This is a genomic window from Streptomyces sp. NPDC048484 (assembly GCF_040651415.1).
GTDB lineage: Bacteria > Actinomycetota > Actinomycetes > Streptomycetales > Streptomycetaceae > Streptomyces.
In genome coordinates this window covers 1-14265 of record NZ_JBEZJY010000097.1, presented here as the reverse complement: position 1 = coordinate 14265, position 14265 = coordinate 1, and the positions used below count along the sequence as shown (strand labels likewise).

The following is a 14265-nucleotide window of genomic DNA, read 5'->3' as shown; positions in this document are numbered from 1 at the left end:
CCCTCCGACGCACCAGCCACGACTACCTCCGACCACTGTCGGCTCTCGGCCTCAAGTGATCAACCCGGACAGATCCCGATCATGCAATGACCCTGGCCCTGGTCGGGGTCAGCCGCAGCGGAACGAGTTACCTTTTCGCCTTCTTCCTCGCCGGTCACATCGGGTACCGGCTGGAGACCAGGCCGGCGCTCGTTCTCGCGGGGATGTGCAGTCTGCTCTGCGGGGGTGTCCTGTACTTCCACCTCGGGCCGGGGCACCACCTGTTGCCCTGGGTCCTCGGTCTCGTCACCGGCGCGCCCGTTTTGGTCGGCATCATCAACCGCAGTCAGCGCCAGGCCGTCCTGGCGGCGATCACGGCAGCCGAGTCGTCCGAACGTGCCGCCCGGGCCGAGGCCCAGACCGCCGTGCTGACCGAACGCAGCCGGATCGCCCGGGACGTGCACGACGTACTGGCGCACTCGCTGGCCGGGATCAACATGCAGTTGGAACTGGCCGATGCACTGCTCGACACCGGTGACCTGGAGAAGGTTCGGGAGGCCAACAACAAGGCCCACGGCCTGGGCAAAGAGAGCCTGAAGCAGGCGCAGTGGACCGTGCACGCGCTGCGCGAGGACTCGCTACCGCTGCTGGAGAGCCTGAGCGCGATGCTCGAATCGTCGGGCCACCGTGACGTTCTCACCGTCACCGGGGCCGTCCGTGAGGTGCCGGCCCGAGTGACGCAGAATCTGCTGCGGATCGCCCAGGAGGCGCTGACCAACGCCGCTCGGTACGCGCCCGGGGGAGACGTCGGCGTGCAGCTGACGTTTGCCGCCTCATCGACCACACTGAGGATCTGCAACCGCCCCGCCACTCGTAAGGTGAACGCAGGTGTCGGCAGCGGGATGGGGCTGATAGGCATGCGCGAACGCGTCGCTCTGCTGGGCGGAACCGTCACCGCTGGCCCGGTCACCGAGGGACCCGATCAGGGAGGCTGGAAAGTGGAGGCAGTGATCCCGGATGAGTGAACCGACCGAAAAACCACAGCGGTTGAGGGTGGTCGTCGCCGACGATCAGGCCGCCGTCCGGGAGCCGCTCGCCGCCGTACTCGGGCTGTCCGAGGACATCGACGTCGTCGCGGCCGCCGCGGACGGCAGCGAGGTACTGACGGCTGTTGCCTCCGGGCTGGTGAACGTGGTGCTGATGGACCTGCGCATGCCCGTGATGGACGGCATCGAGGCAACCCGTCGGCTGGGCGAGGAGCACCCGGAGGTGGCGGTGGTCGTGCTGACCACCTTCGCCGACGACGAGTCGATCCTGGGCGCGCTGAGCGCAGGGGCCCGTGGATACCTGACCAAGAACGCGGGACGCCAGGACATCATCCGGGCGATCCGGGCCGCTGCCGCGGGCCAGTCCGTGCTCGACCGCGAGGTCCAGGACCGGCTGCTCGCCACCGTCAGGACCAAGGCGCCGGTGGTGGGACAGGCTCTGCCCGAGGACCTCACACCCCGCGAACGCGAAGTCCTCACGCTGATCGGCCGGGGCCTGCCCAACCGGGGTATCGCCGAGAAGCTCTTCATCAGCGAGGCCACCGTCAAGACCCACATCAACAACCTGTTCGCCAAGGCCGGGATCCGCGACCGGGCCGATGCCGTTCGTCGAGCCATCGAGGCAGGCCTGACCTGACCTGCCTGAGACACCGCAGCCGACGTGCACCGGGCCGGTTCGTGGTTGGTGCCCTCACGCGACCCGGCGCCCCCAGCGGGCCGTACAAGGTCTACCCGGACCTGGGGTCTCGTCAGATCCAGCCGCGGGTGCGGGCGTAGCCGGCGGCGAGGGTGGCGGCGCCCGTGCCGCAGACGAGCGGGGGCCAACGCCTGACGGTCGTGAGGACCGCGTAGCGGATGGTGACCCCCCAACCCTGGCGTGCCGCTTCGAGGAAGCGATCGGTGCCCACACATGAGCATGGCCGTGTGTCCGGCTGGTGTGCGGGCGGATTCTTGCGTTTGGCTCCCACAGCCGTACCTCCTCCTCGACGCCCGGCCGGGACCTCCGCGGGCTACGCATCCAGGACACCGCCGGCCCCACCCCCGGCGGACACCCCCTCAGAAGGCCCTTGCGCCCCCCGTAGCGTGCTGGGCCTCCGCTGACGACAATGGCGCCATGGTCTTTGAGCCGCCCGCCGCCCTTGAGACGCTCGGCTCGTTCGGCGAAGTAATCTCGTGGGCGGTCAGCGCCTGGGCACCGCCGGACGGGCCGGGGTCGATCCGGGAGATGGCCGATGCCGGGCTCGTCCGCGAGTCGAACACGGTGGCCACCGGAGGCACGGGGATCGCGGCGAACAACCACGCCAAGTGGTACGTCCTCCTGGGCCAGTTCGACGCGGCGGGCTTTCACGAGTTGAGCCTGCGGCGTACCCCCTCATGGCGGACCGCCGAGACCGAGGCGAGCAAGGTGACCCGGCGCTGGTTCGACGGCCCTGGGGCCGGTATGGAAAAGCTCGACCAGCTGGCCCGTGGACTCCTGCTGCCTGCGGAGGTCGCCGCGTGGATCCGCGATCGCCGACGCCTGTTGAGCACATCGGCCACGCCGTTCAGGCCGGCCTCGGTCATGGCGGCGGTGGAGGCCACCCGGGGCGTGGTCCGCGACCACCGCATTTTCGATCGCTGGCTCTCGGGGCTGCGGCACGCGATGATCGCCCCGGCCCCGTGGCAACCGCGCTGGGCCGAGGACATCCCACGGCCGTCGCTGCCGCGGCTCACCGGGCAACCGCTGACGGTCGTCAGCGGCGACATGGGCAGCGGCAAGAGCCGCTACATCAGGCAGCAGCTCGCACGGTACGTCCAGCATGTGCGCGCGACCGAACCGGTGCGGTTGGTCGTTCCGCTGCTTCTGGAGGCGGAGCAATTGCCGTGCGTGGTGGCAGCCGCGGATCCGTGGGCGGCCGCCGTTCGCGCCTTCCTTGTCGGATATTCGCCAACCATCAGCATCGAGGAGCGGGAGCGGCTCGCCGACCTGCTGGTGGCCCGCTGTCGAGCCGGTGACATCAGTATGGTCGTCGCCTGTGACGGGCTTGACGAACTGCCGCACAGGACGCTGATGCATCTGCTCGATCAGGCGTCCGGCCCGGTGGTCCGCTTCTTGCGGGCGGAAGGCGCCTCGGTCGTGCTCGGTGTCCGCAGCGGCACCGACGCAGAGCGCATCACCACGGCGTTCGTCGAAGGCGCGTCGAAAGCCACCGTCGAACCGGCCAGGGTCGGCGCCCTGAACCGTGCGGAACTGGTGGCGCTGGCCCGGGCCTGGCGTGTCCCGCTGCCGCCCGGGCACCTCGCTGAGTTCCTGGCCCGCTATCCCACTGCGCTTCTGGCCGCCTGCGGTTTGGCCACCGGCGCCACGGAGCAGAACGACTCACAGCTTCTGGAAGGTGTGGTGCGGCGGCTGTTCGCCGGGGAGTGGAAGGACGGCGCCGAGTTGGCGCCGCCCTCTATGGACTCCGCGCTCGGCGCCGCGGCCGATGTCGCCTTCGCGATGGCGACGGACGGGGCAGAATGGCGCTACTCGGCGTCCGCGGCCTGGGTGCGCCGCAGAGCCACCGCGGTCGCCGGAGACGGCGTACTCACGGCGTTGGAGCGACTGCTGCCGCAGCTGCTCCAACAGCACACCCACGACGTCACCTGGACCCATGCGGCCGTGCAGGAATTCCTGGTGGGGTGGCATCTGGGTAACGGCATGCCGGGGGACAAGGCCCGAGAGTTCTTACGCCGCCGCTGGTGGCAGCACGCGCAGTGGCGGCGGGTCACCATACATACGCTCGCGTGCACCCGCGATCCGCAACCGTTGCTTGATCTCCTGGTCACCGAGGCGCGCACTGATCCTTTCGCCGTTCTGGACCGGCTGCTCCTGCAGTGTGCGCATGTCGTGCCGGTGTCGGAGCCGGCCCGTCTGGATGCCTTGACCCGGTTGCGGCCTCAGGCGACAGCTTTGGTGCCCATCTCCAGACGCTTCCATTCGTACCGTGATTCGATGCCGGACGGGTTGAAACGAGTGCCGGAGTTGCTGCGGTCTCATGGCAGTAACGCCTTCACCGGGTGTGGCGTCGCCGATTTCCTGTATCCGCAGTTGGAATGGGAGATCAAACACCACAACTCGACGGGTGAGCCGATCCGGCATCATTTCAGCCCACTGTTCGTGTCGGCTCTGCGGGCCGGATTCCCGGTCGCGGTGCGTTTGTTCCGCCAGTGCGCCGGCCTGGTGAGCCCCGCGGTGCCTATGGGGGTATTCTTCAACGCCGCCGAGATCGTGGCGGCGGCAGCGCCCTGGATCGAGACGACCGAGCTGTTCCTGCTGAACGACCCGTCGCGCAAGCACCCATGGATCAAGGGCGAGGCCCGGTTCGCGATCACCACGGAACTGTGGGCGCGCGGCGTCACCGTCCGCATCTCCCAACTCGCGCGGCGCGCCGAGCTGGGTCTCCTCATGGCCAATCTCGGGCCGGTGGACACCGCGCGCCTGCTCTCCAGCACCTGCGGCTCGCCTGCCGCCGGCAGCCAGTGCAGCCGGGATGAACTGAGTTCAACTGCTGACGAGACGATCGCTCAGGCCGGTACCGACCAACTGACTGCGCTGCTCGACGAATCATCGATTACCGCGCCGATGCGGGTGGCCGTGGCACTGCAACTGATGCGACGCGGCCAGGCATTGGCCCGGGAGGCTGTGACGAGTGAGTGTGTCGCACAGACACTCGCCCACCGTTGCCGTTCGTCGACGTCGAGGGCACAGGCCATCGAACTGCTTGACGGCCTGTTGTACGACCGGCAGTTCGGCTGGGCGCAGGACGCACTCGCCGGGGCCACCAGCGTCGCGGTCGTGCGGGTCTTGGCGCGGCACGGCCGCCGCCGAGCTGCCCGCGCTGTCCTCGACCGGGTTCTCGCCGAGACCGGGAGGTACGGGCTGGGGCTCCTGCCGGTGCTGGAATTCGACATCGACTTGACCGAGCCGCAAGTCGTGGACCTTCTTCAGCGCACCCACCACAGCGGGGACGGCGCGGACGGCGAGGACCGCGAGCGGATCCATCGCGCGCTCCGCCGGATCGGACCCGACGCACGGCGTGCGGTATGGCAGTACGCGGCTCCCAACGGGTTCGTGCGGAGCTATGTGGAGGCCGGCTACCAGATCGAAAAGTGGATGCTCCATGAGGTGCTGTCATTGGAGGAACTGCGGGACGCGGTCCAGTCGGCGCCGACCACGGAGCGAGCACTCCAGCTGCTGAGATCCGTTCTCCGGGTGAGCCCGCCCGAGGCGCGAAACCTGGCAGCCGAGATCGCGGGTACCGGCTGGGAAGAGCACCTCGCCCGGTGCAGCTCGCACATGTCCTGCCGCTTCTTCAGGGGGCTGTCGGAGCTGTTCCCCACAGACATCCGCGAGCAGGTCGCGATCCACGGTGAGGGGCTGGAACTCATCGCAGTCGGCCGGTACGACCTCATGTCGCATTGGCGGCCCAATCAGACCGTCCTCGGCAGGATGAACGCGCACCGACCCGTCGCCGAGGCCCTGGCCGTAGCGGCCGCCAACGACACTGCCGGTCTTGATCGTCTGAAGGAGCTGGCGCTGCACGACGACGACTACGAGAGCGCATTGGCCAAGGCCAGCCCGGCAGTTGGCCGATCCGTCATGGAATCGCGGATCGCATCGAAGGAGGTGGTCCTGGACCACAACCGCGCCTATCGCCTGTTCACCCTGGGGTCACCACAGGGCATCGATTGGTACGCACAGGCGATTGCGACATCGTCCAGGGGGTCCATCCCCTGGTCCCATGCCAGGACTGCGGATGCGCCGACTGCCCTGGCGGCCATGTGCCGCCTGTTGCAGGAGTGGGCCTCGCGCACCGACATCGAGGCCAAAGCCAACCTGGCCGCGGCGATGTACGACGCGTGGAACAGCTGGAGCGAGCTTCTCACCCCCGAGGGCGCCGACGAGATACGTCGCGCCCTCGCCTCGCACGCCCCTGACATCGCGGCGTCGCTGGCAAGTCTCGGAACCCGGCACATACCCGAGGCCGTTCATGCTGTGTTTGCACCACACTCGACGCCTGCCACGTGACAGTGACGCGTGTGGACGCGGACGGCGAGGTAGGTTGCCGCCACGGAGTGCCGCGACCTGAGCGCGTCGGAAGCCGGCATCCTCAAGGCGCAGCCAACTTGACCTTCCCCTCGTAGCGTAGAGACCCTGACTGCAGGGGAAGTTGAGGGTCATGGCAGGCAAGAGGCGGAAGTTCGACGCGGAGTTCCGTGAGGGGGCTGTGCGGATCGTCGTCGAGACCGGCAAGCCGATCACGCAGGTCGCGCAGGATCTCGGGATCAACGAGACCACGCTGGCGAGTTGGGTGTCGCGGGCTCGCAGGGCCGGCGGGGCCACGGCGACGGGTGAGAGCGAGGAGTTCGCGCGGCTGCGGCGGGAGAACGCGCAGCTGAAGAAGGACAACAAGGAGCTGGCCATGGAGCGTGATGTGCTCAAACGCTGCATGGTCTTGTGGGTGAAGTAGCTGTGGCGGACCCGGCGTTGCTCGTCGGGGTGATCAGCGACCAGAAGACCGTGCACAGTATTTCGCACCGCACCTCCTGCCGGGCCCTGGGCGTGTCGGAAGCGTGGTTCTACAAGTGGCGCCGCCGGCCGTCCGAGCCGACAGAACGCGAGACCAGGCGAGCCGTGCTGGCCGAGCGGATCCGCTACTTCTTCGACTGCTCCGGCCGGACGTACGGCTCGCCGAGGATCACGCTGGATTTGTGGGAGGAGGGCTGGCAGGTGTCGCAGAACACCGTCGCCGAGATCATGGCCGAACTCGGCCTGCAGGGCCGCAAGCCGCCTCGCCGGCGCCGCTCATTCACCCGCCCCGGCAAGCGGGAGACCGCTCCTGACCTGGTGCGACGCAAGTTCGACGCCATCGCTCCCAACGTCTTGTGGTGGGGTGACATGACGGAGATCGAGACCGGCGAGGGCAAGCTCTACCTCGCATCCGTCCACGACGCCTTCTCCCGCCGCGCCCTTGGCTATGCGATGGGCGCGCGGCACGATGCCGCGCTGGTCAGCGCCGCCCTGCAGATGGCGATCGCGACCCGGGGCGGCCAGGTCGACGGCGTCATTTTCCACACGGACCGCGGCAGCGAAGGTGAATTCAACTGGTCGTCGCAACACTTTGATCTCGGAGGTGTGCGACGTGGCCACGGAGGACTGGAGTTTGAAGACCAGCGATGTTCCGGAGGGTCGGCGTCGGCAGTGGCGCGCTGATCGTGCGTTGCGGCCGGCGATGCGTTCGCCGGGGCGGCCTGATCCGTCTCGAGTCGTGCAGCGCCAGTTCTGGCGGCTGATCGCCACGGGGGTCACGACGGTGGAGGCGTCGTTGGCGGTCGGCGTCTCATGGCCGGTGGGTGCGAGGTGGTTCCGTCACGCTGGCGGCATGCCTCCGATCTCGTTGACCGAGCCCACGGGCCGGTACCTCGCGTTCGAGGAGCGCGAGGAGATTGCGATCCTCAGGGCGATGAACAAGGGCGTGCGCGAGATCGCCCGCGCCCTGGGGCGTGACCCCGCAACGATCTCTCGCGAACTGCGCCGCAACGCCGCCACGCGCGGCGGCAAGCAGGAGTACCGCGCGACGGTCGCCCAGTGGAAAGCACAGCAGGCCGCCAAGCGCCCGAAGACCGCGAAGCTCACAGGCAACGACAGGTTGCGTGAATACGTACAGGACCGGCTCGTCGGCAGCGTCCGCCGCCCCGACAGCACGATCGTCACCGGGCCCAGGACGCCCGCATGGAAAGGGCTGAACAAGCCGCACCGGCAGGACAGACGATGGGCGACGGCATGGAGCCCGGAGCAGATTTCGCATCGCCTTCATGTCGACTTCCCCGATGATGAGTCCATGCGCATCAGCCACGAAGCGATCTACCAGGCGCTGTTCATCGAAGGCCGTGGCGCGCTCAAGCGGGAACTGGTCGCGTGTCTGCGCACCGGCCGGGCGCTGCGGACTCCCCGTGCACGGTCACGGAACAAGCCGCAGGCGCATGTCACCGCGGACGTCGTCCTCAGTGAACGGCCCGCCGAGGCCGCAGACCGCGCGGTCCCCGGACACTGGGAAGGCGATTTGAACATTGGGACGGGCCGCTCCGCGATCGGCACGCTTGTCGAGCGCAGCAGCCGCTCCACACTCCTGGTGCACCTGCCCCGGCTGGAGGGCTGGGGGGGAAAGGACACCCGCGAAGAACGGCCCCTCGCTCGGAGGCTATGGCGCGATCGCGATGAACGCGGCGCTCACCACGTCGATGACGCAGCTGCCCGAGCAGCTACGCAAGACCCTCACCTGGGACCGGGGGAAGGAACTCTCCGGCCATGCCCAGTTCGCTCTCGGCACCGGGACGAAGGTGTTCTTCGCTGATCCGCACTCGCCCTGGCAACGACCGACAAATGAGAACACGAACGGGCTGCTGCGTCAGTACTTCCCGAAGGGCACCGACCTCTCCCGGTGGTCGTCCACGGACCTCGAAGCCGTCGCCATGGCAATCAACAACCGGCCCCGAAAAATCCTCGGTTGGCGGACACCGGCCGAGGTCTTCGAAGAACAGCTACGCTCACTGCAACAGCACGGTGTTGCAACGGCCGGTTGAAGTCGCCGAATACACGTCCGAGGCGTTCCAGCAGCTGTGCGGCAGGTGGGGCGTGGTGCAGTCGATGGGCCGCGTCGGGTCGGCGCTGGACAACGCCGCCGCGGAGTCGTTCCACTCGGTCCTCAAGGTCGAGTACATCCACCGGCACACTTTCGCCACCCGCGCCGAGGCCCGGCTGAAGACCGCGACGTGGATCGCGGACTTCTACAACACGAAACGCCGTCACAGTGCGGCCGGCGGGAAGCCACCCGTCGAGTTCGAACGGATCATCCAGGAAGCGCGAGCGCTGACCGATCAGGAAGGTCGGGCCGCATAACCAACGTCTCTACGCAACCACAGAGCTTGGTCATGGTCCGCGGTCTGTTCGGCGGTGTAGCTGATTGACCATGGCGGGCGGGGTCACGGTAGTGCCATGGACTTACAGGCCGTTGAGGCGCTGGATGCGGACCTCGCGGAGTTCACCGGAGACATCTTCAAATACCTGGTCTACAAGGGCCAACGCGGCTACGGGCAGCAGTACTTACGCGGGCTGATGCTCGACGGCAAGCGCAAGTCGGTCGAGCCGATGGCGGCGCGGCTGGGCATACCGCGGCAGAATCTGGGCCACTTCGTAGCCCAGTCCACCTGGGATTATTCCGAGGTGATGCGGAGGATCGCAGCGCGGGCGGTCGCTGTGGTCGGGCCGACGGCATGGGTGATCGATGACCATCCCTTCGTCGGCTACGGCCATGGCACCGCGGGGGCGATCGTGCAGCACTGCGGCGAGCGCGAGCAGCACTTGTGCCAGGTCGCGGTGTCGGTGCACGCGGTGTCCGGGCGCGGGTCGACACCGCTGCACTGGCGTCTGTTCCTCCCTCAGGGGTGGGCGCAGGATCCGGCGCGGTGTGCTCGGGCGGGTGTCCCCGGCGGGCTCACGCACCGCACCAGACAGCAGATCGCCCTGGACCTGCTCGATGAGCTCATCGCGTGGGGGAACGCGCCGCCACTGGTCATCGCCGACAGTGATTACGGCACGAATGTCGCCTTCCGGACCGGACTCGCCGAGCGTGGTATCCGCTGGCTCGTGGCGGTCCAGGGCGACACGGTGGTTCTGCCCGCCACCGGCGTGCCGGTCACTGCCTGGGCGCGTCGGCGCCCCAGCATCAGCGTGAACCAGGTGGCCGGGGACAACCGGTACCGCGCCCGCCGATTCGTCTACCGTCCCAAGAGTGCGGATCATCCGGCCCGCTCCGGCTGGTTCGTCGCGATCCCCATACACATCGCCGGAATCATCGAGCGAGGGTACGTCGCGAAGACCGCCGGCCGGTTCCTGCCCGAGCGCACGCTGCTGATCCAGTGGCGTCGCAAGCACGGCGGCGACGTGTTCCGTTCCTGGATCACCGACCTGCCCGTGGACACGTCGCTCGCGGTTCTGGTCAGGCACGCCACCAGCCGGTGGTACATCGAGACCGACTACCGGGAGATGGAACAGGCCCTCGGCCTGGGCGACTTCGAAGGTCGGTCCTACGGAGGGTTCCACCACCACGTCACCCTGGTCTCAGCCGCCCACCTGTTCTGCCTGGAACAGCGGCTCAGCCCAAAAGCCGGGGACACGCCCTGAACCTCTACCAGGTCGTGTCCCTGCTCCAGACATCCTTGATCGCGGTGCTGTGGTGCTGCCCGGCCTGCCACAGAGATCCGTACGACCTCCTCGACCACGGTCGAGGACCATGACCAAGCTCTGTCGAATCGCGGAGACCTTCCTATGCAGCCAGCCCCTCGCCGAGGCTGGCCCAGTAGTCGTTTTCGTAGTCGATCGGGCTCTTGAAGCCGCACACGCTGTGTAGCCGACGGCTGTTGTAGAAGTCGGTGATCCAGGTCGCGATCCGGATTCGGGCCTCGGTGCGTGTGGCGAAGGCGTGCCGGTGGACGTACTCGACCTTCAGCACGCTGTTGAATGCCTCGCTGACGGCCTTGCCGAAGCACGAGCCGACCCGGCCCATGGACTGGAAGACGCCCAGCCGGCGACAGGCCCGGCGGAACCTCCGAGAGCCGTACTCGGCTGCCGCGGTCTGTGTGGAAAATGACACCGCGGACGTCCCCGTCGCGAGTTGCCGCGGCCATGGGCAGAGCGGCGACAACCAGTTCGGCATCGTGACGGGCACCCATCGCATAGCCGAGCAGCCGGCGGGAGAACAGATCGATGACCGTGGCCAGGTACAACTTGCCCTCGCCGGTTTCGATCTCTGTCATGTCCCCGCACCAGACCAGGTCGGGCGCCTCGGCGGTGAAGTCGCGGAGCACGAAGTCCGGGGCGGCCGGCCGTTTGCCCGGGCGGGTCAGCCTCCGCCGTCTGCGTACCTTCCGCGCGACCAGGCCGAGCTCGGCCATGATTTTCGCGATGGTGTTCACCGAGATCCGCCAGCCCTGCCTCACCAGCCTGATCCAGATCTTCGGCGAGCCGTAGGTCGAACTCGCGGCAGGAGACGCGGTGCGAAATGCCGTGCTCGGTCCTGAAGTCGCTGATCACCCCGACGACGGACGCCGGGTCCGCCACGGCTACTTCACCCACAGGACCATGCAGCGTTTGAGGACATCACGCTCCATGACCAGCTCCTTGTTGTCTCTCTTGAGCTGGGCGTTCTCCCGCCGCAACCGCTCCAGCTCGTCACTCCCTCCAGCCGGTGCGGTCCCTGCCCGATGGGCACGGGAGACCCAGCTCGCCAGGGTGGTCTCGTTGATCCCCAGGTCCCCGGCGGCCTCGGCGATCGTCTTGCCGGTCTCCGTGACGATCCGCACAGCCCCCTCGCGGAACTCCGGGTCGAACTTCCGTCGCTTCTCCGCCATGACTCCCAACTTCCCCTGCAGTCACGGTCTTCACCCTACGAGGGGAGGGACAGCGCTGGGGTCCCCTCACATCGCCGCCTCGCACCGACCGTTCTCCCCAACCCCTCCCGGGGTGTGCGGGAATTCATCCCGGGCTCGAACCGGGGCGGGGAGGATGAAGGGCTGGAGCCGCGTTGTCGGCGATGCGGCTCCAGCCGCTCACAGTGGCCGGAGATGCGCTGCGGCCCGGAGGCCGATGTCTGCGGGCCGGCAGCCCAGTCGCCGACCGTGGCCGGCGGAGGGACCGAGGGGCCCTGCGGTGACGCCGACTGGGGCCTGTACGTCTTCGTGCACCGCGACCTGATGACCGGCATCGTCCTGGCGGAGGCCAGGGTCACCATTGGGCACGGCGCAGGCAGCTCATTGCTGTGTCCCGGCGGCGTTCGGGTCATCGAGACCACTGCTGCTCCCGAAGATCCATCCGCTGTGGGGTAGGACTGTGCCCACGGAGCTGGTCGTGTCAGGGAGGACCCCGCGGTGCCTAGGTCAGGACCAGCCAGCGGCGGCCGTCGATGAGCTCTCGTGCCGCATCGAGGTGGCCGGCGTGGCACGCTGTCTCGGTGATGACGTGCAGCAGGACGTCGCGCAGGGTGTGCAGGTGCGGTTCACCGAACAGGTCGTGGGGCCACCAGGCCAGAGCGGCGTCAACAGGGGTAGTGGTGATGACGGCGTCGGCGCGCCTTGCCTCCTGCCGGTATCGGTCGAGTACGTCGCTGGCCGACACTTCCGGGGGCACGTTCCAAGCTTCGTCGCCACTCGTCAGGCCATGAATGATCTCCTCGTTCCCACCGACGACTGCGCGGAACCAGAACCGCTCAACGTCCAGCGCGAGGTGCTGGACCAGCCCCAGGCAGTGCCATCCGGACGGCAGCACGGGCTGTCGCAGAGCCTTTGCGTCGAGCTCGTCGAGGATACCGAGGACGTGGCGCCGCTGCCCGTCCAAGGCCTTGAGGAGTGCTCTGACTTCGCTGTCTGGAGCCGTTTCGCTCATACTTTCGGTCACGGCCATCCAGGATCCCTCAGTTCCTGCGGTCGTGCAGGGGGTTCTCTGATATCCGAGGCACACAGTCGACGGAAGGCCAACGGAACCGTGGATGCGAGTAGCCCCGACGCTCACCTGCTGCTCCAGGGAACGTTGCCGTGGCGACTTGCCGCATCCTCCAGTCATGGATCACGAAACCGTACTGGAGTATTGGTTGGCGGATGAGCGCATGAGCTGGCGGGTTGAGCACTTCAGATGGCGGAACGAAGGGTTTCCGGCTCTCGTTCTGGGAGCCGCGCGGCGGTGGTGGGCGAACAGGTGCGGATCGCCGAAGCCTATAAGTCGCCGCCCAGCGCGGGGCTGATCGACTCCCAGAGGTGAGGGGTGCCGACACTGTCGGCCGCAAGTCCCGTGGTCAGAATGTGGCGATCGGGTTGACCGGGCTGCCGGACGTGCCGGCGAAGCGGATCGGCGCAACTGCGAGGTGGAAGTCCCATTGGCCGAGCTCGGCGGCCGTCGTCGCGCACCCCTCCAGGTCGCAGTTGTCGAGCATCCACAGACCCATCGCGACGAGGCTCACCGCGTGAACCGGCATCAACACGTCGTCGTACCCCGACGGCTGAACGTCCTGGGGGGTGTCGGCACCGATCAGCGCGACCCCCCGCTCGTGCAGCCATGGCAGGCAGGACGCGTGCCAGCCGGCCTGCGTGACGCTCGGCGTCGCACCGCCCTCGTGCCGGACGCGGCCATAGCCGGTCCGCAGGAACACCGCATCGCCCGATCGCACCCGAACACCCTGGCGACGCTCGGCCTCCTCTAGATCCTCGGGAAACACACCCTGCCCCGGTTCCAGCCACGGCACTTCGCGGGCCTTCGCGACGTCCAGCAGCACACCCCGTGTGATGATCCCGTTCGCTGCCCCGGTGACGCTCGCCCACACCGATCCCGTTTCGGCGTCGACCAGCGAGTGCGACCGCCCGTTGTACATCGTGCCGTCCCAGAAAATGTGGCACGGTGAGTCGACGTGGGTGATGGTGTTGCCGTGGAACATGATGCCGAGATGCTCGTTCGAGAAGCCCCACCGTCGGTCGTTGCGGAATCCGGGCACCGGCATGTTCTCGGCTCCTGGCATGTCGGCGGCGCACGGGCACGACGTCGTCGACCGCTCCATCTCAGCCGGCACGGCGATCTCCCATCCGCACGACACGCTCCTGCCGTGGCGCACGGCCCGCGCCGCCGCCAGCCGGACGTCGTCGGTGACGTGGTTCAGTGTGCCGAGCTCGTCGTCGTCGCCCCACCGCCCCCAGTTCGACAACGTGTCGAAGTACCTGAGCACCTCGTCCTGCGTGGGCATCGCCCGCCCTGCTGTCATCCCAGCATCAACTCCTCCGGTCACGCGGTTCAAGGCCCGCTGGACGGAGCGCGACACTAGATCAGCGGGCCAGCAGTCGGCCGGTCAGGAGCACGGTACGACACACCTGTGGTCCTGTGTCACCGGTACTCCGTTGATATTGCGTGCGAGGTACTGCTGATGCAGTTACTCAGGTTGAATCTGGGCCGTCGAGGTCCAGGCCGGTGGTCGCCCCTCGTATGCGCCGTGGTAGACGCATAACCACCCGTACGCGTGGTCCTTAGAAGTCATCTCATTTGGTTAGTCTGCGGCAGCAGATGAGAGTGCAGGCGATGCTGGTGCAGGCGAGGAAGTGGTCGGCTTTGCGTTCGTAGCGTCGGTGGAGGCGGCGGTAGCCGGCGAGCCAGGCCATGGTGCGCTCGACGGTCCAGCGGTGG

General features: G+C 67.8%; 13 protein-coding genes and 3 pseudogenes. 9 read left to right on the top strand and 7 right to left on the bottom strand.

Going from position 1 to position 14265, the window contains the following annotated elements:
- Positions 1-95 precede the first annotated feature (95 nt).
- Both AB0D14_RS44040 and AB0D14_RS44035 read left to right on the top strand, forming a co-directional pair.
- A pseudogene (locus AB0D14_RS44040) lies at positions 96-1004 on the top strand (histidine kinase); the annotation flags it as partial.
- A complete protein-coding gene (locus tag AB0D14_RS44035; protein ID WP_362790904.1) occupies positions 997-1662 on the top strand; it encodes a response regulator transcription factor in 666 nt (221 codons plus the stop codon). The pseudogene AB0D14_RS44040 and the gene AB0D14_RS44035, both read left to right, overlap by 8 nt.
- Positions 1663-1774: 112 nt before the next feature.
- Here AB0D14_RS44035 and AB0D14_RS44030 read toward each other — a convergent pair whose 3' ends face one another.
- Positions 1775-1933, bottom strand: a complete 159-nt coding sequence (locus AB0D14_RS44030) for a hypothetical protein (RefSeq protein ID WP_362790902.1) — start codon at positions 1931-1933, stop codon at positions 1775-1777.
- A gap of 317 nt (positions 1934-2250) precedes the next feature.
- Between AB0D14_RS44030 and AB0D14_RS44025 the strand changes: the two genes are divergently transcribed.
- The 6 genes and pseudogenes from AB0D14_RS44025 (at position 2251) to AB0D14_RS44000 (ending at position 10230) form a co-directional block, all read left to right on the top strand.
- A complete protein-coding gene (locus AB0D14_RS44025) occupies positions 2251-6075 on the top strand; it encodes a hypothetical protein (RefSeq protein ID WP_362790900.1) in 3825 nt (1274 codons plus the stop codon).
- A 151-nt stretch (positions 6076-6226) separates the two neighbouring features.
- A complete protein-coding gene (locus tag AB0D14_RS44020) occupies positions 6227-6517 on the top strand; it encodes a transposase (protein WP_362790898.1) in 291 nt (96 codons plus the stop codon).
- A 2-nt stretch (positions 6518-6519) separates the two neighbouring features.
- On the top strand, positions 6520-7260 hold the full coding sequence (locus AB0D14_RS44015) for an IS3 family transposase (protein ID WP_362790896.1): 741 nt from the start codon (positions 6520-6522) through the stop codon (positions 7258-7260).
- Between the two features lie 169 nt (positions 7261-7429).
- Positions 7430-8630: pseudogene (locus AB0D14_RS44010) on the top strand (IS30 family transposase).
- Positions 8614-8946: an integrase core domain-containing protein gene (locus AB0D14_RS44005; protein ID WP_362790893.1), complete on the top strand. Its 333-nt coding sequence runs from the start codon at positions 8614-8616 to the stop codon at positions 8944-8946. Before AB0D14_RS44010 ends, AB0D14_RS44005 begins: the two are co-directional and overlap by 17 nt.
- 96 nt (positions 8947-9042) lie before the next feature.
- Complete coding sequence (locus tag AB0D14_RS44000; RefSeq protein WP_362790890.1) at positions 9043-10230, top strand: IS701 family transposase; 1188 nt, start codon at positions 9043-9045, stop codon at positions 10228-10230.
- A 142-nt stretch (positions 10231-10372) separates the two neighbouring features.
- Here AB0D14_RS44000 and AB0D14_RS43995 read toward each other — a convergent pair whose 3' ends face one another.
- The 3 genes and pseudogenes from AB0D14_RS43995 to AB0D14_RS43985 form a co-directional block, all read right to left on the bottom strand.
- A complete protein-coding gene (locus AB0D14_RS43995; protein WP_362790888.1) occupies positions 10373-10699 on the bottom strand; it encodes an integrase core domain-containing protein in 327 nt (108 codons plus the stop codon).
- Positions 10700-10724: 25 nt separating this feature from the next.
- A pseudogene (locus AB0D14_RS43990) lies at positions 10725-11045 on the bottom strand (DDE-type integrase/transposase/recombinase); the annotation flags it as partial.
- A 123-nt stretch (positions 11046-11168) separates the two neighbouring features.
- Positions 11169-11456, bottom strand: a complete 288-nt coding sequence (locus AB0D14_RS43985; RefSeq protein WP_362790885.1) for a transposase — start codon at positions 11454-11456, stop codon at positions 11169-11171.
- 213 nt (positions 11457-11669) lie between these two features.
- Between AB0D14_RS43985 and AB0D14_RS43980 the strand changes: the two genes are divergently transcribed.
- Entirely contained in the window at positions 11670-11930 is a 261-nt protein-coding gene (locus AB0D14_RS43980) for a hypothetical protein (protein ID WP_362790882.1), read from the top strand.
- Positions 11931-11976: 46 nt separating this feature from the next.
- Here AB0D14_RS43980 and AB0D14_RS43975 read toward each other — a convergent pair whose 3' ends face one another.
- From AB0D14_RS43975 to AB0D14_RS43965, 3 genes are all read right to left on the bottom strand, one after another.
- Complete coding sequence (locus AB0D14_RS43975) at positions 11977-12504, bottom strand: DinB family protein (RefSeq protein WP_362790879.1); 528 nt, start codon at positions 12502-12504, stop codon at positions 11977-11979.
- A 388-nt stretch (positions 12505-12892) separates the two neighbouring features.
- Positions 12893-13849 (bottom strand): cyclase family protein, encoded by a 957-nt coding sequence (locus AB0D14_RS43970; protein WP_362790876.1) that lies wholly within the window; start codon positions 13847-13849, stop codon positions 12893-12895.
- A 271-nt stretch (positions 13850-14120) separates the two neighbouring features.
- Positions 14121-14265, bottom strand: a 145-nt coding sequence (locus AB0D14_RS43965; RefSeq protein WP_362790907.1) for a transposase, incomplete at its 5' end; no start/stop codon positions are given.